This window comes from Streptomyces sp. M41 (genome assembly GCF_043673425.1).
Lineage (GTDB): Bacteria > Actinomycetota > Actinomycetes > Streptomycetales > Streptomycetaceae > Streptomyces.
In genome coordinates this window covers 75,964-95,156 of sequence record NZ_JBIMKE010000005.1, presented here as the reverse complement: position 1 = coordinate 95,156, position 19,193 = coordinate 75,964, and the positions used below count along the sequence as shown (strand labels likewise).

General features: G+C 73.6%; 17 protein-coding genes. 13 read left to right on the top strand and 4 right to left on the bottom strand.

Annotated elements, in window-relative coordinates; translation table 11 throughout:
- Window positions 1-77 precede the first annotated feature (77 nt).
- The 5 genes from ACHBTE_RS08930 (at window position 78) to ACHBTE_RS08910 (ending at window position 6,265) form a co-directional block, all read left to right on the top strand.
- Window positions 78-1,616, top strand: coding sequence for a hypothetical protein (locus ACHBTE_RS08930; RefSeq protein WP_394722990.1), 1,539 nt, complete (start codon window positions 78-80; stop codon window positions 1,614-1,616).
- Between the two features lie 127 nt (window positions 1,617-1,743).
- Entirely contained in the window at window positions 1,744-2,964 is a 1,221-nt protein-coding gene (locus ACHBTE_RS08925; protein ID WP_394722989.1) for an AAA family ATPase, read from the top strand.
- Entirely contained in the window at window positions 2,961-4,256 is a 1,296-nt protein-coding gene (locus tag ACHBTE_RS08920; protein ID WP_394722988.1) for a VWA-like domain-containing protein, read from the top strand. Before ACHBTE_RS08925 ends, ACHBTE_RS08920 begins: the two co-directional genes overlap by 4 nt.
- Before the next feature lie 84 nt (window positions 4,257-4,340).
- A complete protein-coding gene (locus tag ACHBTE_RS08915; protein WP_394722987.1) occupies window positions 4,341-5,183 on the top strand; it encodes a PP2C family protein-serine/threonine phosphatase in 843 nt (280 codons plus the stop codon).
- Between the two features lie 5 nt (window positions 5,184-5,188).
- Window positions 5,189-6,265: an MASE1 domain-containing protein gene (locus ACHBTE_RS08910; RefSeq protein ID WP_394722986.1), complete on the top strand. Its 1,077-nt coding sequence runs from the start codon at window positions 5,189-5,191 to the stop codon at window positions 6,263-6,265.
- 61 nt (window positions 6,266-6,326) lie between these two features.
- Here ACHBTE_RS08910 and ACHBTE_RS08905 read toward each other — a convergent pair whose 3' ends face one another.
- On the bottom strand, window positions 6,327-8,450 hold the full coding sequence (locus ACHBTE_RS08905) for a SpoIIE family protein phosphatase (protein ID WP_394722985.1): 2,124 nt from the start codon (window positions 8,448-8,450) through the stop codon (window positions 6,327-6,329).
- Window positions 8,451-8,662: 212 nt separating this feature from the next.
- Here ACHBTE_RS08905 and ACHBTE_RS08900 point away from each other — a divergent pair, with 212 nt between their 5' ends.
- The 6 genes from ACHBTE_RS08900 (at window position 8,663) to ACHBTE_RS08875 (ending at window position 15,619) form a co-directional block, all read left to right on the top strand.
- Entirely contained in the window at window positions 8,663-10,015 is a 1,353-nt protein-coding gene (locus ACHBTE_RS08900) for an MFS transporter (RefSeq protein ID WP_394722983.1), read from the top strand.
- 17 nt (window positions 10,016-10,032) lie between these two features.
- Complete coding sequence (locus ACHBTE_RS08895) at window positions 10,033-10,701, top strand: response regulator transcription factor (protein WP_394722982.1); 669 nt, start codon at window positions 10,033-10,035, stop codon at window positions 10,699-10,701.
- 8 nt (window positions 10,702-10,709) lie between these two features.
- Window positions 10,710-12,104 carry an ATP-binding protein gene (locus tag ACHBTE_RS08890; protein ID WP_394722981.1) on the top strand — a complete coding sequence of 465 codons (1,395 nt, stop codon included), beginning with the start codon at window positions 10,710-10,712 and terminating at the stop codon, window positions 12,102-12,104.
- Window positions 12,101-13,135: a TAXI family TRAP transporter solute-binding subunit gene (locus tag ACHBTE_RS08885; RefSeq protein ID WP_394722980.1), complete on the top strand. Its 1,035-nt coding sequence runs from the start codon at window positions 12,101-12,103 to the stop codon at window positions 13,133-13,135. The genes ACHBTE_RS08890 and ACHBTE_RS08885 overlap by 4 nt, the downstream gene beginning before the upstream one ends.
- Before the next feature lie 167 nt (window positions 13,136-13,302).
- Window positions 13,303-14,889 (top strand): SDR family oxidoreductase, encoded by a 1,587-nt coding sequence (locus ACHBTE_RS08880; RefSeq protein WP_394722978.1) that lies wholly within the window; start codon window positions 13,303-13,305, stop codon window positions 14,887-14,889.
- Window positions 14,890-15,004: 115 nt separating this feature from the next.
- On the top strand, window positions 15,005-15,619 hold the full coding sequence (locus ACHBTE_RS08875) for a dihydrofolate reductase family protein (protein ID WP_394722977.1): 615 nt from the start codon (window positions 15,005-15,007) through the stop codon (window positions 15,617-15,619).
- 12 nt (window positions 15,620-15,631) lie between these two features.
- Here the strand turns inward: ACHBTE_RS08875 and ACHBTE_RS08870 are convergent, their stop codons facing one another.
- Complete coding sequence (locus ACHBTE_RS08870; protein WP_394722976.1) at window positions 15,632-16,507, bottom strand: DUF72 domain-containing protein; 876 nt, start codon at window positions 16,505-16,507, stop codon at window positions 15,632-15,634.
- A 265-nt stretch (window positions 16,508-16,772) separates the two neighbouring features.
- Between ACHBTE_RS08870 and ACHBTE_RS08865 the strand changes: the two genes are divergently transcribed.
- On the top strand, window positions 16,773-18,071 hold the full coding sequence (locus ACHBTE_RS08865) for a phosphatase PAP2 family protein (RefSeq protein ID WP_394723271.1): 1,299 nt from the start codon (window positions 16,773-16,775) through the stop codon (window positions 18,069-18,071).
- A 12-nt stretch (window positions 18,072-18,083) separates the two neighbouring features.
- On the opposite strand, the gene ACHBTE_RS08860 is transcribed toward ACHBTE_RS08865, so the two are convergent.
- Window positions 18,084-18,224 (bottom strand): hypothetical protein, encoded by a 141-nt coding sequence (locus ACHBTE_RS08860; protein ID WP_394722975.1) that lies wholly within the window; start codon window positions 18,222-18,224, stop codon window positions 18,084-18,086.
- Between the two features lie 214 nt (window positions 18,225-18,438).
- Window positions 18,439-18,726, bottom strand: coding sequence for a DUF4190 domain-containing protein (locus tag ACHBTE_RS08855; protein ID WP_394722974.1), 288 nt, complete (start codon window positions 18,724-18,726; stop codon window positions 18,439-18,441).
- Between the two features lie 110 nt (window positions 18,727-18,836).
- Between ACHBTE_RS08855 and ACHBTE_RS08850 the strand changes: the two genes are divergently transcribed.
- The gene (locus tag ACHBTE_RS08850) at window positions 18,837-19,121 is read left to right on the top strand and encodes a hypothetical protein (RefSeq protein ID WP_394722973.1); all 285 of its coding nucleotides are present in this window, start codon (window positions 18,837-18,839) and stop codon (window positions 19,119-19,121) included.
- The last annotated feature ends 72 nt before the right edge of the window (window positions 19,122-19,193 follow it).

The following is a 19,193-nucleotide window of genomic DNA, read 5'->3' as shown; positions in this document are numbered from 1 at the left end:
GCGGCGTTACGCTCGCCCGTGATGACGACTGACTCGAACACCGGATTGGGGGTCCTGTCCGCGCAAGGTGAGTGCTGATGGGCACTCAGGACGCGAACGGGAACTCCCGGCTCTCCGAACTTTCCTTCTGGCCGCGCGTGCGCGAGTTCGCCGTGCCGGCCTCCATGATCGAGACCGCTGCCGCCCGTCGGCTCACCGGGGACTGGGCGGGGGCCTGTGCCGCCGCCGGCTTCGACGTCGATCTCGATCTGCGTTCCGTGGCCCGCGACCACGGCCGGGAGACCGCCCGGCTGGTGCGGGACGACCTGCGGAAGCTCGCCCCCGACCTGCTGCGCTGGCACATGCCGCGGATCGCGCCCGACGGGCTGCTGCGACCGGGACTGACCCTCGCGCTCGCCGAGTACGGCCGTGGCGAGGGTGGTGGCGGTGGCCGTGGCGGTGGCGGAGGGCGGGCGCGCGATCGCCCGCTGTGTCTCGTGGTGCGGACCGCCCCGGCGTGGGCCGATGCCGGGCAGCGGATCAGCCTTGCCCTGTGGAGCGGGGCCCGGGGCGGGAGCGGTGGTGGCGGTGGACTCGGGGGCGGGGCCTGCCGGCATCCGCATCCGTATCCGTATCCGTATCCGCATCCAAGGCCCAACCGGCGCTTCCGGCTCGATCTGCATCGCCATCTGTGGGATGCGCGCAGGGCCGGTGAGCTGCGGATACGGGCTGGGAGCGGGCTTCTTGGCCACAGTGACCTCCCCGACCTGCCCGACCTGAACCCCGAGGGCCCGCCCGGCCCGGATCCGGATCTGTCCGCCACCGTGCCGTACGGGCGTCGCTGTGCCGTCGGACGGTGGGCGGACGAGGCGCGGATGTTGCTGCGCGCCGAAGGGCGGGACGCCGGTGCCGTGCTCGTGCGGCTGGGCGGCCGGCATCGGCTGGTGCTGGAGGTGGGGGGCGGGGGTGTCGCCAAGTCCCGTACGTCTTCTGGCAAGGGCCGGGCCCGGGCGCTGCCGGTGCTCCCCGACGCGGCGACCTGGGTGCTGCCCGATCTGGAGTTGCTCCGGGCCGGTGCGATCGACGCCGACCGGTTGCATCCGCTGGTCGCCGAGGCCCTCGTACCGGACCGGGCCTCGCGGTCCTCGCCGGTCTCGCAGCCCTCGCCGTCCCGGTCCACGGCTGAGGCGGGGCAGCCGTGCCTCGTCGAGTGCCGGGGGGCCGTGCACCGGATCGGGCTGGTCGACGGCGTCCTCGCGCCGCTGGACCACGATCCCGCGGAGGTCCGGCGGGAGGAACTGCTGGCCGCCCTGACCGGCACACCGCTCCCTTGTCTCCAGGCCATCGACGAGGCACATCGCCGTCCCGCCTGTCTGCCCGACGTCCGCGAACGCCTCTCGCACGGCGACATCCGCGGCGCGCTGGCCATCGTGGAGGGACTGCTGGGCCCGGACGCGGTGCTGCGGGACGGGGCGCTGCGGGACGAACTGGAGGCGGTCGCGCGGCAACGCGTCACCTACGGACTGTTCAGGGCCGGGCTGACCGGCCCCGGACCGGGGCGGTTTCGCTACGACGAGCTTGAGCGTGGCCGCCCCCGTCCGGACCGGGCTCGCCCGCGCCACGCGACGTTGCACTGACCGGCCCGGCACTGACCGGCCGGACCTCTCTGCGCCGACCTCCCTGCCCGAAGTCTCGGCCCGACCTCTCTGCGCCGACCTCTCTTCCGGGGACCGCGGTCCCCCACGACCCACAAGGTGACCTCATATGCCAGTTTCCTCCCAACTCGACGTGGCCGCCGACCTCTTGGCCCTCCTTGGCGACACCACCACCGAACTGCGCCCCGACGCCCAGCTGGAGGCCCTCACGCTGGCCGTCGCCGCCGATCTCCCGGTGCTGCTCTGGGGTGAGCCGGGGATCGGCAAGACCGCCGCCCTGACGCAGCTCGCCGACGCGCTGGACCTCCCGCTGACCACCGTGATCGCGAGCGTGCACGAGCCGTCCGACTTCTCGGGGCTGCCCGTCGTCGGTGACGACCCCGCCGAACAGGGCGTCCCGATGGCCCCGCCGGACTGGGCCGTAAGGCTGGTGAAGGCCGGGCGGGGGCTGCTCTTCCTGGACGAGCTGTCCACCGCGCCGCCGGCCGTGCAGGCCGCGCTGCTGCGGCTCGTGCTGGAGCGCAGGGTCGGTGCGCTGAGGCTGCCGGCGGGCGTGCGGATCGTGGCCGCGGCCAACCCGCGGTCCTCGGCGGCCGACGGCTGGGAACTGAGCGCGCCGCTGGCCAACCGGTTCGTCCACCTCCAGTGGGCCCACGACCACGAGGTCGTCGTACGCGGACTCGGCGGGACCTGGCCGCGTGCCGCCCTGCCGCGGCTCGACCCGGACAGGCTGGCGCCGGCCGTGGACTTCGCCCGGCGCGCGGTGTGCGGGCTGCTCTCCGGACGGCCGGGGCTGGTGCACCGGCTGCCCGAGAGCGAGACACGGCGGGGCGGGGCATGGCCGTCCCCGCGGAGCTGGGAGATGACGCAGCGGCTGATCGCCTTCGCGCACGCCGCCGGTTCCTCCCGTGAGGTGCTCTCGCTGCTGGTGCGGGGCACGGTGGGGGACGGTCCGGGGCTGGAACTGCTGGCGAGCGTGGACCGGATGGATCTGCCGGACCCCGAGCTGCTGCTCGCCGACCCGGCGGGCGCACGGCTTCCCGAGCGGGGGGATCTGCGGCAGGCCGCGCTGGACGGGGTCGTGGCGGCGGTCCGGGCGCGCCCGGAGAAGTCCCGCTGGGACGCGGCGTGGGCGCTGCTCGTGCGGGCGGTGGAGACGGGGGCGCCGGACCTGGTCGTGGTCCCCGCCTCCACCCTCGCCGCGCTGCGGCAGGAGGACTGGGACGTGCCCGCGGCCATCGAGGGGCTGGCGGGCGTGGTGGGCCTGTCCCGCCGGGCGGATCAGGCAGCGGAGCGGACGGCGGCCCTCGCGGCGAAGGCGGGGCGATGAGTACCGAGGCAACGGCGCGCCCGCCGGAACCCCAGCCGCAACCCCAGCCGGAACCCAAGCCGGAACCCCGGCCTCTGGACCGCGGCAAGCTCTTCGCCGCCCGCCTCCACGCGGCCCGTGTCCGGCCCTATCTGGCCACGGCGCTCTTCGCCCTGCACGTAGTGGAGTCGCGGCGGGTGCCCACGATGGCCGTCGACCGCTACTGGCGGTGCTATGTCTCGCCGGGGTTCGTGGACCGGACGCCGGTGGAGGAGCTGGCCGCGGTGTGGGTGCACGAGGTGTCGCATCTGCTGCGCGACCACCATGGCCGCAGCGACCGCGTGGCACGTGAGCGCGGGCTGACCGGCCCGGGGGAGCGGCTGCGGATGAACATCGCGGCGGACTGCGAGATCAACGACGACGTGTACGGCGACGGGCTGGCCCGCCCCGAGGGCTCTGTCACACCGGCGGACCTGCTGCTGTCGGACGGCGAGCTGATGGAGGACTACCTGCGGCAGTTCCGGCTCGGGCCGCGCATGCAGGAGCTCGCCTGGCTGGACTGCGGCAGCGGGGCCGACGGGCTGGAACGGGAGTGGGACCTGGGAGGGGACGGCGCGCACGGCCTGAGCGCGCAGGAACGGGACGCGGTCCGGTTCAGGGTGGCGCAGGGCATCACCGGGCGCCCGGGCAGCGCCTCGCGGGGATGGCACCGATGGGCGCAGGAGGTCTTCCATCCGCCGCAGCCGTGGCGGGAGTTGCTGGGCGCCGCCGTGCGCTCGGCGGCCGGCGGACCCGGTGCCGGTGACGACTACACCTACGGCCGCCCCTCGCGGCGCTCCACCTCGGTGCCCGGCGTCGTGCTGCCGAGCCTGCGGCGCAGGCCGCCCCATGTCGGTGTCGTCATCGACACCTCCGGCTCGGTCAGCGACGCCGAACTGGGCAGCGCGCTGCTGGAGGTCGCCGCGATCTCCCGTGCCGTGGGCGGGCGGCGTGACCTGGTCAGCGTGGTGCCGTGCGACGCGGCGGCCGGGGGCGTGCACCGGCTGTGCCGCGCCGAGGGCATACCGCTGGCCGGGGGCGGCGGCACGGATCTGCGGGCGGGCTTCGCCCGGGCGCTGCGCATCCGGCCCCGCCCCGATGTGATCGTCGCCCTCACGGACGGTCAGACCCCGTGGCCGAGCTCGCGCCCGCCCTGTCGGACGGTGGTGGGCCTGTTCCCGCGGACGCGGTCGGCCGGGTCGTGGGACGAGGACGATCCGGAGTACGTGCCGGACATGCCGCCCGCGTGGGCCCGGGTGGTCGAGATCGGGTAGGGCGGCCGGTGGGACCGGGCCGAGCGGGTAACCTAAAAATCGTCATAAATGGCGCAACTCCGCAGGAACCCGGAGTGTGATGCCATGGCTCACCGTCGCCCCGCCTCGCCCGGAGGCTCCGGAGATCTCCTCCAGACGCTCGGCGACCTGACCGGCCGGGTCCTGGACCGGATCAAGTTCCAGCAGGCCCGGGTGGAGCTCGCCGCCGCCCTTCAGCGGCAGGTCCTCGCCGCCGAGCTGCCGGTGCTGCCCCGGCTGCGGGCGGCGGGCCGGTACGCGCCCGCACGGGCCGGGCTGGACATCGGCGGTGACTGGTACGACGGCTTCCTCATGCCGGACGGCTCGGCGGGCTTCGCGATCGGGGACGTGCAGGGACACGACGTCGAGGCAGCGGCCCTCATGGGACAGGTGCGCACCTGTCTGCGGGCCGTCGCGACCGCCACCACGGACCCGGCCGAAGTGCTCCGACGCACCAACGACCTGCTCGTCGCCATGAACTCCGGCCTCTTCGTGACCTGCTCCTTTCTGCGCTACGACCCCGCCACCGGGGAGCTCGTCGACGCCCGCGCCGGACATGTGCCCGCCGTCTGGGCCACCGCCGACGGCCGTCGCGACATCGTGCTCAACGCGGGCGGTCTGCCGCTGGGCATCCAGGCCGGTGAGACCTACCCGTCGACCGTGCGGTCACTGACCGAGGTGGGCGCGTTCGTGCTGCTCACCGACGGGCTGGTGGAGGGGCCGAGCTACCCGATCGAGGAGGGGCTCCAGCGGGTCGCCGCGCTGGCGGGCGGCGCCTGTGGCACCGACCCGGAGGAACTGGCCGCCCGGATCATCAAGGTGGCGGACGCCACCGGTCACAGCGACGACGCCGCGGTCCTCGTCCTTCGGTACGGAGGGCTCGAGGAGCACCGGCCGGGCGGGAGGTGAGCGGCATGCGGGGCCCGGCCGGCCCCGGCAGCGGGCCGCCGCCCCCGACCCGGCCACCGGCCGGAGCGGCAAGCGAGGACGCGGCCCGCAGGGCACGGCGGCGGTCGTACGCCGTTCAGGCGGCACGGCTGGTCGTCGTGGTGGCCGCCTACTACGCCAGCGCCAGGCTCGGGCTCCAGCAGGAGCTGGTGCGCGGGCAGGTCACGCCGTTCTGGCCGCCCACCGGCATCGCCTTCGTCGTACTGCTGCTGTGGGGGCTGCGCTGGTGGCCGGCCGTGGCGCTCGGCGCGTTCCTGGTGAACGTGACCCTCGGCCCGTCGATCCTCCCGGTGCTCGCCATCACGGCGGGCAACACGCTGGCACCGGTGTGCGCCTGTCTCCTCCTGCGGCGCGTGGGATTCCGTCCCGCGCTCGACCGGCTCCAGGACGCGCTGGCGCTGGTCTTCCTCGGCGCCCTGCTCGGGATGGTGCTCAGCGCGACGATCGGCACCAGCGCTCTCGTGGCCTCCGATGCGCTCGCCGCCGACGACTTCTGGCCCACCTGGTCGGTGTGGTGGACGGGCGACGCCACGGGTGTCCTGCTCATCGCGCCGCTGCTGCTGGCCGCGCGCGACGCCCGGTGGCCGCGCGGCGTGCCCGTTCTGCGCCAGGCCGAGGCGGTGGCCCTGGTCTGCGGCACGACGGCCGCCGCGTACGTGGCCACACACAGCGCGATCAACCTGCTCTTCCTGGTCGTCCCGTTCGTGATCTGGGCGGCGTTCCGTTTCCAGCTGCCCGGCGCCGCCTCGTGCGTGCTGATCGCCTCCGTGATCGCCATCCACGCGGGAGCCACGGGAGCGGGCCCGTTCGCCGATCAGGATCTGCTCGCCCAGATGGTCATCCTCCAGGCGTTCAACGGCACCATGTCGCTGACCGCCCTGCTGCTCTCGGCGATCCTCGCCGAGCGCGGCCGTACGATCCGTGAGATCGAGAAGGTCTGCGACGGCCTGAAGGAGGCCCTGACCCGGCTGGCACCCGACGAGAGCCTCGACGAGGCGCTCGACGAGCTGTCGGCACCGCGGCATCGGGACGTCGACCGCTGACCCGCCGGCACCCCGCCGGGGGGCCGCTCGCGGCGCCGCCCGCGGGTTCCGTCGCCCGCCCCTACCGCGCCCGCACGAGGAGCAGCGCGATGTCGTCGCTGCGGTGGGCGTGCTGCTCGGCATCGTGGACCAGGGCGTCGGCGAGGGCCTCCACCTCCAGGCCACCGGCCCGGGCGAACCGTTCGGCGAGGGCGTCGGTGACCTCGTCGAGGTCGGCGCCGGGGACCTCGACCAGGCCGTCGGTGTACAGGAGCAGGACGGTGCCCGGCGGCAGGGCGATCTCGGTGGCCGGGTAGGTGGCGTCGGGGTCGATGCCGAGCAGGAGACCCGGCGGCGGACGCAGCACCTCGGTGCGTCCGTCGGGGTGCCGCAGGATCGGCGGCGGATGGCCCGCGCCGGCCAGGCACGCGCTGTGCCGGGCGAGGTCCAGATGGGCGTAGAGACAACTGGTGAACAGGCCGGGGTCGAGATCGGTGAGCAGGCGGTTGGTCCGGGCGAGGACCTCCCCGGGAGGGGAGCCGGCGGTGGCGTGCACCGCGGTGCGCACCTGGCCCATGAGGGCGGCGGCCTGCACATTGTGGCCCTGGACGTCGCCGATGGCCGCGGCGGCGGTCGTGCCGTCGAGGCGGATCAGGTCGTAGAAGTCGCCGCCGATGCCCATGCCGCGGCCGGCCGGGAGATAGCGGGCGGCGACCTCGAGTCCGGCCACCTCCGGCAGGGCGTGCGGCAGCAGGCCCGCCTGGAGGCTGTGGGCGAGCCGCTGATTGGCGTCGTAGAGGCCGGCCCGGTCCAGGGCCTGGGCGATCAGACCGGCGAGGGAGGTGAGAAGGGCGCGCTCCTCGGGGGCGAAGGGGTGCGGCCGGTCGTAGGCGAGGACGAGCGAGCCGACCGGGCGGCCGGAGGTGATCAGCGGCAGGAAGGCCCAGGCGGCCATGTCGTCCTGGAGTACGGCCGGCGGATGGGCGCGCTGGAGGTCGGCGAAGGTGGCGAAGAAGCTGGGGACTCCGGTCGTCAGGCAGTGCACCGCCGGGGTGTCCGAGGTCAGCGGCGCGGCGTCGAAACGGCTCATGAGCTCGGCGTCGTAGCCGTGGTGACCGATGATCCGCAGCCGGCCCTCCTCCGCGGTCATCAGGGCCAGGGCTTTGGCCCCGGTGCCGTGCGGCACCTGGTCGGCGACCCGTTCGACGACGTCCCGCACCCCGACGGCCTCGGTGAGCGTCGCCGCCAGATGCATGAAGTGGTACAGCGCGGCGGCCCGGTTCGTGGCGTCGCCCGGCGCGGGATGCGGCTCCGCCGGAGGGCCGGGGCCGCGGGCGTCGGCGACGGGGAGGATGCGCACACTGATGCCGGAGGCGTCTGGGTTCAGGCGGAAGGACAGCCGGCGGTCCGGTGGGCGCACGGCCGTGAAGGACGTCGGGCGGCGGCTGAACACCGCGGCCCGGTAGCGGTCCTGGGCGACAGGGGCGTTCAGCCACGGCAGCGCCTCCCAGGGCCGGGCGCCCAGGAGGTCGGGTACGCCGGTGCCGAGGAGGTCCGCGGCGGTGCTGGTGACGAAGGTGATCCGGCCGTCCGGGCCGAGGGCGCAGCAGCCCCCGTCCAGCCGCTCGGCGAAGTCGACCGCCGCCTGCGCCTCGGAGGGCGCCACCGCCCGCACCTCCGGCGGCGGCACCAGACGCGGTTCGGGCCCCGGCAGCACGGGCCGGCCGCTGTCGGCGGCCATCCGCAGCAGCTCGCCGAGACGGCTGCACAGGTCGTCGATGGCGTCCTGTTCCCCCGGGGCCAGCTCATCGGTGTGCGAGCCGGGCCACTGAAGGACGAGCCCGCCCCACACCGTGCCGTCGGTGCTGATCGCCGCGGCGGCCAGCGTGAAGGGGTGGGGCAGCACGAGCGCCAGCTGCGGGTAGCGGCGGGCCAGCTCCTCCTGGCTGCCGAGCCACACCGTCCGGCTCTCGCGCAGGGCGTCGGCCACCGGAGTCGTGGCGCCCAGCGCGACCCGCCCCCACGGCGCCGCGATCTCCCAGGGGACGCCGCTCAGCAACGCCAGCCGCAGCACCCGCTCACCCGGTGGCAGGAGGTACACCGCGCCGACGTTCGCGCCGGTGACCCGCATGCCTTGCAACAGGGCGGGCTCCAGCAACTCCGGACCCGAGCCCGACCCGGCCGTGGCACGGGCGGTGTCCCGCACGCCCTCACCCCCCGAGCCACCCCTGCGGTTCCATAACCGGACGATACGCCCGCACCACGGCACAGGCATCCCGGTCCACGACCGGTCAGGCGTCCCGGCGTACGTCCCGTCGTACGTCCTAAGGGACTGTTAGGACTTCGTTCGCCCTGTTGAGCGGCCCTGCTCCGGCGTCGACTCTGTGTGCTCCCGGGCCGCAGACAAGGGAGTTCTCGATGGCCACACAGACCACGACCGAGCGCGCGCACACACCGCGCCGCGACGAACGCAGGGTCGCCGGCAATATCGTGCGCGGATCGATCGGCAATCTGATCGAGTGGTACGACTGGTACGCGTACACCGCGTTCAGCGTCTACTTCGCCGCGGTCTTCTTCCCCTCCGGCGACCAGACCGCCCAACTGCTGAACACCGCGGCGGTGTTCGCCGTCGGCTTCCTGATGCGGCCGATCGGCGGCTGGGTGCTCGGCCGCTACGCCGACCGCCGTGGGCGCCGCGCGGCGCTCACCCTGTCGGTGACGCTCATGGCGGCAGGCTCGCTGATCGTCGCGCTGACCCCGTCGTACGGTTCGATCGGGGTCGCGGCGCCGGTGCTGCTGGTGACCGCGCGGCTGCTCCAGGGCCTGTCGGTCGGCGGTGAGTACTCCACCTCGGCCACCTATATGTCGGAGGTGGCCTCGCCGGGCCGCCGCGGCTACTACTCCAGCTTCCAGTACGTCACCCTGATCGCCGGCCAGCTGACCGCGCTCGGCCTCCAGATCGTCCTCCAGCAGATGCTCAGCGCGGCGCAGATGGAGGCGTGGGGCTGGCGGATCGCGTTCGTGGTCGGCGCGGCCGGGGCGATCGTCGTGCTGTGGCTGCGGCGCGGCATGGACGAGTCGGAGAGCTTCGAGCGCGCCGCGGCCGAGGGCGGCGACGGTAAGGGCGACGGGCCCGCCCGCGGCAGCCTGCGCCTGCTGCTGTCCTACCCCCGGCAGTGCCTGGTCGTCGTCGGGCTGACCATGGGCGGCACGCTGTTCTTCTACACGTACACGACGTATCTCCAGAAGTTCATGGTCAACACCAGCGGCATCGCCAAGCCGACGGCGGCCTGGATCAACTTCTTCGCGCTGCTCGTCTTCGTCGTGCTCCAGCCGGTCATGGGCCGGCTCTCCGATCGGGTGGGCCGCCGTCCGATGCTGATCGCGTTCGGTGCGCTGGGCGCCGTGGTGGTCGTACCGTCGCTCACGCTGCTGTCCCGCACCAGCGACCCCGTGTACGCGTTCCTGCTCATGGTGGGGCCGCTCGCCGTCAGCTCCCTCTACACCTCGATCAGTGCCGTGGTGAAGGCCGAGCTGTTCCCGACCTCGATCCGGGCGCTGGGCGTCGGGCTGCCCTATGCCCTGACCGTGGCCCTGTTCGGCGGGACCGCCGAATACATCGCCCTGTGGTTCAAGAACGCCGGGCACGAGAGCTGGTACTTCTACTACGTCACCGCCTGCGTGCTGGTCTCGCTGCTCGTCTACATTCGGATGCGCGAGACATCGGACGGATCGCCCCTGGAGAGCGAGGCGACCGGGGCCCGGAACTGACGGGAGGGAGGCCGACCGTGCGGGTGCTGCTGGCCGAGGACGACGACGGCGTGGCCGGTGCGCTGACCGAGGCCCTGTACGAGCACGGTCACCTGCCCACCCGGGTGCGGCGCGGCGAGGACGTCCCCGCCCGCCACCGCCAGGCCGACCTGCTCCTGCTCGACCTGGGCCTGCCCGACCTGGACGGCCTGGAGGTGCTGCGCAAGCTGCGCGCGGTCAGCGCCCTGCCGGTGGTCGTCCTCACCGCGCGCGGCGACGAGCGCTCGGTGGTGCGCGGGCTGCGCCTCGGCGCCGACGACTACCTGGTCAAGCCGGTACGGCTGGCCGAGCTGCTGGCCCGGATCGAAGCCGTCACCCGCCGCGTCGCCTCGCCCGCCGCTGCCTCGGCACCCGCGCCGCGCACGGTCCGCGCCGACGATGTCGAGGTGGACCTCGACGCGCGCCGGGTGACGGTCGGCGGCGCCGAGGTGCGGCTGACCACCAAGGAGTTCGCGGTGCTCGCCGTACTGGCGGCGCGGCCCGGCACCGCGGTCAGCCGCCAGCAGCTGATGGACGAGGTGTGGGGCGACGCCTACCTCGCCGTCTCCCGCTCGCTCGACGTCCACCTCACCCAGCTGCGGGCCAAACTCGGCCGCCCCGGGGTGCTGACCACCATCCGGGGCTTCGGCTACCGGTTCGGCAGCTGACGCGGGCCATGCGTACCCGGGTCCTGACGGTCGTCCTCGCCTTCGCCGTGCTGGCGGTGGCCGGCTTCGCCATACCCCTGCTGGGCGTCACCGCGTCCCAGCGCACCCAGCAGCTGATCGCGGCGCGCACCGCCGACCTGGACCGTTTCGCGGGCCTCGCCGACCACGCCGCCGAGAGCGGTGACACCGCCGCGCTGACCGCCGAGGTGACCCGCTACACCGAGCTCTACGGTGAGCCGGTCGTGGTCGTCGACGCCGGCCGCGCCCCCGTGGTGCAGACCGGCGGTATGCGCGCCGCCGACCCGGCCGTCGCCCGCCTCGTCGACGCGGCGCTGCGCAACCAGCGTGTCTCCCCCGGCGGCACGCTGCGCCCCTGGTCCCGCGGCGACAAACTGCTCGCCCGCCCGGTCGGCACCGGCACCCGGGTCTCCGGCGCGGTCGTCCTGCGGGCCTCCGTCCGGGCCGCCGCCGACGACCTCGCGCTGCGCTGGACCCTGGTCCTGGCCGGGGCGGGCCTGGTGGCGGCGGCCTGCGTGCTCCTGGCCCGCCGGGCCACCCGCTGGGTCGTCCGCCCGCTGCACCGACTCGACCGTGCCGTGGGCGCGCTCGCGGCGGGACTTCCGGCCGAGCACGCCCGGGCCGGCGGGCCACCCGAGCTGCGCCAGCTGGCCACCGGCTTCAACCGCATGGCCGACACGGTGACCACCGCCCTGGAACAGCAGCGCCGCCTGGTGGCCGACACCTCCCACCAGCTGCGCAATCCGCTCGCCGCGCTGCGCCTGCGCATCGACTCGCTCCAGTCCCGCCTGCCCGACTCCGCCACCCGCACCTACACCGGCGTCACCGCCGAACTCGAACGCATGGAGCACCTCCTCGACGACCTGCTCGCCCTCGCGAACGCCGAGCACCGGGCCGGCGAGCTGTCCGTCACGGACGTCCGGGGAGCGCGGTGCGACGCGAGCGCGGTCGCGGCGGCCCAGGCCCAGCTGTGGCAGCCGGTGGCCGAACAGGCCGGTGTCCGGCTGGAGTTCGTGCCCGGCCCCGCCGTCCGCATGCCCTGCACGGACGGCGAGCTGGCCCAGCTGGCCGACATCCTCCTGGACAACGCGATCAAGTACGCCGGGGCCGGCGCCCACGTCGAGACACGCTGCTACACCGACGGCCCGGACGCGGTCTTCGAGGTACGGGACGACGGGCCGGGTCTCGCGCCCGCCGAACTCACCCGGGCGGGCACCCGCTTCTGGCGCTCGGACCGCCACAGCGCGGTACGCGGCAGCGGCCTCGGCCTGGCGATCGCCGAACGCCTGACGGCCGGCCGCGGCGGCCACGTCACGTTCACCCCGACCGAGCCACACGGCTTGCGGGTGCGGGTCGCACTGCCGACGGGCGGCGCCACGCCATGACCGCCCCCCGCGCCCACCCCGCTTCCCGCCCCGCTTCCCGTCGTACGGCGCTGCGTGCCGTCCTCGGCACGGCCTGCACCGGGCTGCTGGCCACTGCCGTGACAGCCGACGCACGGCGGCCCGATCGTGGGCCGCAGGGCAGGCTGCGGATCGCGACCGGTGAGCCCGACGGGTTCTACGCCGCTTTCGGCCGGCTCCTCGCCGAGCAGGTCACCGTGGCCTACCCCCGGTTGTCCTGCGAGGTGGTCAACAGCGAGGGCAGCGTGGCCAACGTACGGCTGCTCCAGGCCCGCGGGGCCGACGTGGCGCTGTCCCTGGCCGACATCGCGTGGGCCGCGCACGGCGGAACCGCACCGTTCGGCCCCCGGGTCCCGCTGCGCGCGATCGGCCGGGTCTATGAGAACTACGTACAGCTTGCCGTGCGCGCCGACGCGACTGTGCGCACCGTCGCCGACCTGGCGGGCCGCACCGTGTCCCTGGGCGCGCCCGCGTCCGGCGGGGCGGTGCTCGGGGACCAACTGCTGCGTGCGGCCGGCCTGACCCCGGGCACCGACGTCCGGGTCCACCACCTGCTGATGCCGCAGGCGGCCCGGGCCATGCGCGCCGGAGCCATCGACGCCCTGCTGGTCGCGGGCGGCGTCCCGCTGCCGGTGCTGGCCGGTCTGGACACCCGCCCCGGCATCCGCCTGCTGCCCCTGGCCGACCTGCTGCCCCGACTGCGCACCGGTGCCGGACAGCCGGGGGCGGGACCGGCGGGCGCCGGCCTGGAGGCGGTGACCGTGCCGGCAGGGGCGTACCGGGGAACGCCCGAGGTCACCACCATCGGCGTGGCCAACCTCCTGCTGTGCCGCCCCGACCTGCCACCGCCCATCGCCGCCGCCCTCACCCGCGTCCTGGTCCGCCGAGCCACCCGTCTCGTCCCCACCACGGCCCTCGGCACCCAGTTCCTCGACGCCCGCAGCCTGATCTCCACGGGCCCGGTCCCCCTCCACCCGGGCGCGGTGGCCGCCTACCGGGAACTGCACGGCTGACCCTTCCGTCGGCGGGCGGGCCGAGGGGATGCCGCCACGGTGGGCCCTCTCGCGGTGCGCGACAGCCGTCCTCCGCCCCGCTCAACCGCCCGGCGCGGTTGCGGTGCCCGCCCCCGGGGCCAAGCATGGGCTCGGAGAGGACGGCAGAGCTCCCCGAGAGGACCCGTATGAGCGACGACGGCCGGCCGCTGCGCTGTCTGGTCACCGGCGCCACCGGATACCTCGGCGGCCGGCTCGTACCGGAGCTGCTGGCCGCGGGACACTCCGTGCGCTGTCTGGCCCGTTCGCCCGGCAAGTTGCGGGACCACCCGTGGGCCGAGCAGGTGGAGGCCCAGCGCGGGGACGTGACCGACGAGGCGGCCGTGCGCGCGGCGATGGAGGGCATGGACGTCGCGTACTACCTGGTGCACGCACTCGGCACCGGGCGCGGCTTCGAGGCGACCGACCGGCGTGCGGCGAGGATCTTCGGTGAGCAGGCCCATGCCGCCGGGGTGCGGCGGATCGTCTACCTCGGCGGGCTGACCCCGGCCGGCGTGGCCGAGCACGACCTCTCACCCCATCTGCGCTCCCGCGCCGAAGTGGGCCGCATCCTGCTCGCCTCGGGCGTGCCCACCGCCGTACTGCGAGCCGCGGTGATCATCGGCTCCGGCTCGGCCTCGTTCGAGATGCTGCGGTATCTGACCGAGCGGCTCCCCGCCATGGTGACCCCGAGCTGGGTTCGCACCCGCATCCAGCCGATCGCCGTCCGCGACGTGCTCCGCCTCCTCGTGGGGTGCGCCCGTCTGCCGTCCGACGTGAACCGCACCTTCGACATCGGCGGCCCGGACATCCTCACCTACCAGGACATGATGCGCCGGTACGCCGCAGTCGCCGGTCTGCCGAAGCGCGTCATCCTCCCTGTTCCGCTGCTCACCCCCCGGCTGTCCAGCCTCTGGGTCGGGCTGATCACCCCGGTGCCGGGCGCCCTCGCCCGCCCGCTCGTCGAGTCGCTGCGGCACGAAGTGGTCTGCGGCGAACGGGACATCGTCCGGTACGTACCGGACCCGCCCGAGGGACCGGTCGGCCTCGACCGGGCGATCCGGCTGGCGCTGCGGCGCGTCCAGGACGCGGACGTGGCCACCCGGTGGTCCTCGGCGGCGACTCCGTACGCCCCCAGCGACCCGTTGCCCACCGACCCCGACTGGGCGGGCGGCAGCCTCTACACGGATCACCGCGAGCGCACGGTCGCGGCGTCCCCGCAGGCGCTGTGGCGGGTGGTCGAGTCGATCGGCGGCGAGAACGGCTGGTACTCCTCACCGCTGGCCTGGTCGCTGCGCGGATGGCTGGACACGCTGGTCGGCGGGGTGGGGCTGCGCAGAGGCCGCCGGGACGCGAACCGGCTGCGGACCGGCGACAGCCTGGACTTCTGGCGGGTGGAGGAGATCCAGCGGGGCCGGCTGCTGCGGCTGCGCGCCGAGATGCGGCTGCCGGGCCTGGCCTGGCTGGAGATGGCCGTCGACGAGGACGCGCGCGGGCACACGGTGTACCGGCAGCGGGCCCTGTTCCATCCGCACGGCCTGGCCGGACACGCGTACTGGTGGGGCGTGGCCCCCTTCCACGCCGCGGTCTTCGGCGGCATGGCCCGCAACATCGCCACCGCGGCGGAGTCACCGGCCCCCGAGTCGGCCCGTACCGGCTCCGCCTCCGAATCCGAATCCGAATCCGAATCCGGCACCGCCACCGCCACCGGCACCGGCACCGGCTCCCACACCTAGCGGTCCCTCGGCTTTCGGCCGTCGTGTCGGCGGGGATGTCGATTACGGCGCTCCCCGATCGACGTAAGAGTGACGGCGGCGCAACCAGCGCTCGCCACGACCTCAGGAGCACCTCGTGACCGTGACCGCCGACCTGGCCATCTCGCTCGACGGCTACATCGCCGGCACCGGCGTGACCATCGACAACCCGGCGGGAGACGGCGCCGAGCCGCTCTTCGAGTGGATCCACAACCTGGCGAGCTGGCGGGAGCGCCAGGGCATGACCGGCGGGGAGGAGAACCGCGACTCCGAGCTGATGCGGGAGTGGTTCGACGCCACGGGGGCGGTCGTCATGGGCCGGACGATGTACGACACCGGCGAGGAGTTCTGGGGCGACAACCCGCCCTTCAGGACCCCGGTCTTCGTCCTCACCCACCGTCCCCGGCCGACTCTGGTCAAGGAGGGCGGCACCACCTTCACCTTCGTCACCGACGGCATCCACGACGCCCTCGACCGGGCGAAGGCGGTGGCGGGCCGTCGCAACGTCGACATCGCCGGCGGGGCGAGCACCGTGCGGCAGTACCTCGCGCAGGGCCTCATCGACGAACTGCACCTGCACGTGGTGCCCGCGCTCCTCGGCGACGGGCTGCGGCTCTTCGAGGGCCCGGGCCTCGGACGGCGCGACCTCGAACCGCTCGCGATGGTCGCCACGCCGTCTGCCACCCACCTGAAGTACCGCTTCGTGAAGTGACGGGGCGCCGGGTCAGCCCGCCGTCGCCGACCGGGCCCCGGCGGGAAGCCCGAGCAGCCGGGCCATGTTCTGCGCGGCCCGTACGGCGGCGTCACCGCAGCAGTTGTTGAACAGCACGTGGAGCCGTTCGACCCGTTCGGCGAGGGCGCGCAGGCGCGGCAGCCATTCGGCGAGCTCATCGCCGTCGTACGCGTAGCGGAACCGCTCCTCCTTACTGCCGGTGCCCCAGGCCGCGCTGCGCCCGTGGAACCGGACGACGGAGAGCCGCTCGGACGTGACGGGGGTGACGGGCGGCAGGGACGCGGGGAGGGTCTGGTTCATGTCGACGGCGACGGCCGCCATGCCGTGGTCGGCGAGGAAGGCGCGGGTGGCGTCCGCCCGGCCGTCCCGCCACCACGCCGGATGCCGGAACTCGACTGCGACCGGCCATCCTTGGGTGCGCCGGGCGCAGTCCGCCAGCATCGCCTCGGCCGCCGCCCCCGGACGCAGCCACGGGGGGAACTGGAACAGCACGCACCCGAGCCGGCCGGCTCGCCGCAGCGGCTCGATCCCGGCGGCGAAGCGCGTCCACACCTCGTCGAGGACCCCGGGGTCCCGGGCGTCGGCCGGCAGCCCCCGCGGCATAACCGCACCGCGCGTGGGGTGCCCGGTCAGCAGCGAGAAGGCTTTCACGTCGAAGACGAACCCGTCCGGTGTCCGCTCCACCCACAGGCGGCTGTTCCGCTCGCCGGGCAGCGCGTAGTACGACGCGTCGACCTCCACGACGGGGAACCGCTCGGCATAGTGCCGCAGCCGGCCCTCGGCGTCCTTGCGCCCCGGCGGATACCAACCGCTGTTCACCAGCGCCCGGTCGGTCCACGAGCAGGTGCCGACAAGGATCTCGCCCATGAAGTGCGGTTACCCACACCGCTTCCATGCAGACAACCATCCGGGCCGCGTTCGCGTCAGTCCAACCGGCCCGCCCTGAGTGCCGGTTCATGTCCTCGCAAGACCGGCGAAACCCCTCCGCCGTCATTCGATAACATGACCGACCCTACGACGATCGTTCTAAATACCTAACAAATCGGCTGATTAATTGATATCCAGAGCATCGCGGTCGTTTTCGCGAAGAAGCGTCAGAACCCTGTTCGCCGCGTGGCGTCGACCACGGGCGCTGCTGTGGACCGCGGTTGCCCTGGGTGGTCTCGGATTCCTGATCGCGCTGGAGATCGCGACGCGCGGCTACGGCGTCGCGGGGCCCATCACCAACCAGGCGCGAGAGGCGATATTCGCCCCTAAGTCCGGTTTCCTGCTGTATGCCGGTATGGCGCTGATGATGGTGGTCCTCACCTGGCGGCAGCGTGTCATCGCGCTGGGCACCGCGATCGGTATCGACCTCGTCTTCGTGGTGGTGCGTTGGGCGGCCGACGTCCGGACGACCGACGGACACCCCTTCGGCAACGGCGCGTTGTGGGTGATCGTCGGCTGTGCGGTCATCGCGCTCACGCGCCGCACCGGACGGGAGCGCGTCCTGCTGCTCAAAGGCGTCGGGCTGGGCCTGCTGCTGGTGGCCGGCCGCAAGACCGGTGACGCCTGGCTGCTCATCACGGCCAAGACCCGCCCGACCGTGCTCGACCAGTACGTGGCGACCGCCGACCACGCCCTGGGCAACCCGTCGTGGCTGGTGGGCCGGATCGTCAGGGCCACGGGCCCGGTCGGCGCCCATGTCCTCGACTGGGTCTACATACAGCTCGCGGTCGCCGCGGTCGTCATAGCCCTGTACCAGCTGCGCCATGTGGCGGCCGAGCGCCGCTTCCCGCGCCACCATCTGGTGCGCACGTTCCTGGTGATCGGCCTCCTCGGGCCGGGCATCTACATGATCTTCCCGGTCGTCGGACCGATCTTCACCTACGGCGACGGCGCCATGGGCACCGGCGGCGGGCCCTGGGCGCTGGCCCACCTGTGGCCGGACGTGCCGCCGCCGATCGGCACCCCGCAGTCGATGCCGTACGACGGGATCACCCCGCGCAACTGCATGCCCAGCCTGCACACGGCGTGGGCCACCGCACTCTTCATCCACTCCCGCAAGGGACCGCGTCTGCTGCGCTTCGCCGGCACGTTCTGGCTGATCGCCACGCTCGGCGCGACGCTCGGGTTCGGCTATCACTACGGTGCGGACCTCGTCGCCGGCGTGGTCTTCGTCTTCACGATCGAGGCCGCCCTGCGCTCGATGGACCGCGGCTGGGACCGGGCGGGCGTCCAGCTGGTCGTGTACGGGGCGATGGTCTTCGCGGCGCTGCTGCTGTCGTACCGCTATCTGCCGCTGGAAATGGCCGCCCACCCGTGGCTTTTCGGACCGCTGCTCATTCTGGCGATGGTGTCGGTGGTCTACGGCTATATGCGGACCATCAAGCAGTGGGAGCCGAAGATCGCGGCGGCGCAGCGAGCGGAGCCGCAGCCGGAATTGGTGTGAGGGCCGGTCGCCCTACACGAAGACATTGGTGAGGAAGATGTTCCAGTCGTCACTCCCGACGCCGCCGGGACCTCCCGAGGCGGCGGAAAGCAGCAGACCGACCATGGCGACGCCCATGGCGACGGCCGCGGCGGCGAGGGCACGACGCTTCACGATTCCTCCTAGGCGGGATGCGGTGCTGATCACTCTGTACTGATCGCTCGTACTGATCGCTCGTACGGATCGCTCTGTACAGATCGCTCTGTACTGATCACTTTTGCAGTGATCAGCGTGCGTCGCCCCGACCGCCGCACCGGCCGGACACGCGGTCCGGCCGGTGAATTCAGCCGCTCGGTCGTCTTCCCCCCCCGGAGCTGGGCGAACGACGTCAGCCGCCCACGTACCAGCTGAACCCGCCGTTGTTGGCGGCGACGATCAGCAGGACGAGCCACAGGACCACGTCGACGATGCCGAGGATGATGCCGGCCTTGGCCATGCTGGCGCCGTTCCTGACCCCTGCCTGGCGACGGGCGACGGCGCCGAGGACGATGGCCACCGGTCCCAGGATGATGTTCAGGATGAACAGTCCGACGATGCCGCAGCACAGGCTCGCGATCGCCAGGCCGTTGGTGCGCGATCCGGAGGAAGCCGTCGAGGAACTGCCGTAACTCGCCATGGGGTACTCCCTGTTGTCGGTTGCACGGACCGAACGGGCCGCACGCTCCTTGCTGTTGGGTGAGGCCCGAGTTCCCCCTCGGGGCATTCCCATGCAATGAGCGGCGGACGGTGGGCGACCGCGAGGACCAGGCCACCACGGCGTACGTCGTCCGGGACAGCGCGGGGCGGACGGGGCTGGCGGCCGTCGAGGCGACGGTGTTCGGGGCGCGGTACGCGTGGACGCTGCCGGTCTCCTGCCAGTCGATCGCGCTCTTCGCCCCGCCCCCCCACAGGGACGGCGACGCAGGTGGCAACGTGAATGTTGTTCCCGCCGGACACCCCGAAACGGCCACCCGGACCGCCCTCGCCCTCGCCGGCACCGCGGTCCACACCGTGGCGGAGGCGAGGCGATGACGGCGCCGGACTTGACGGCCGGGAACCCATCGGCTCCCGAGCACGGCTCCCCGAGCACCGGCTTCAGCCACT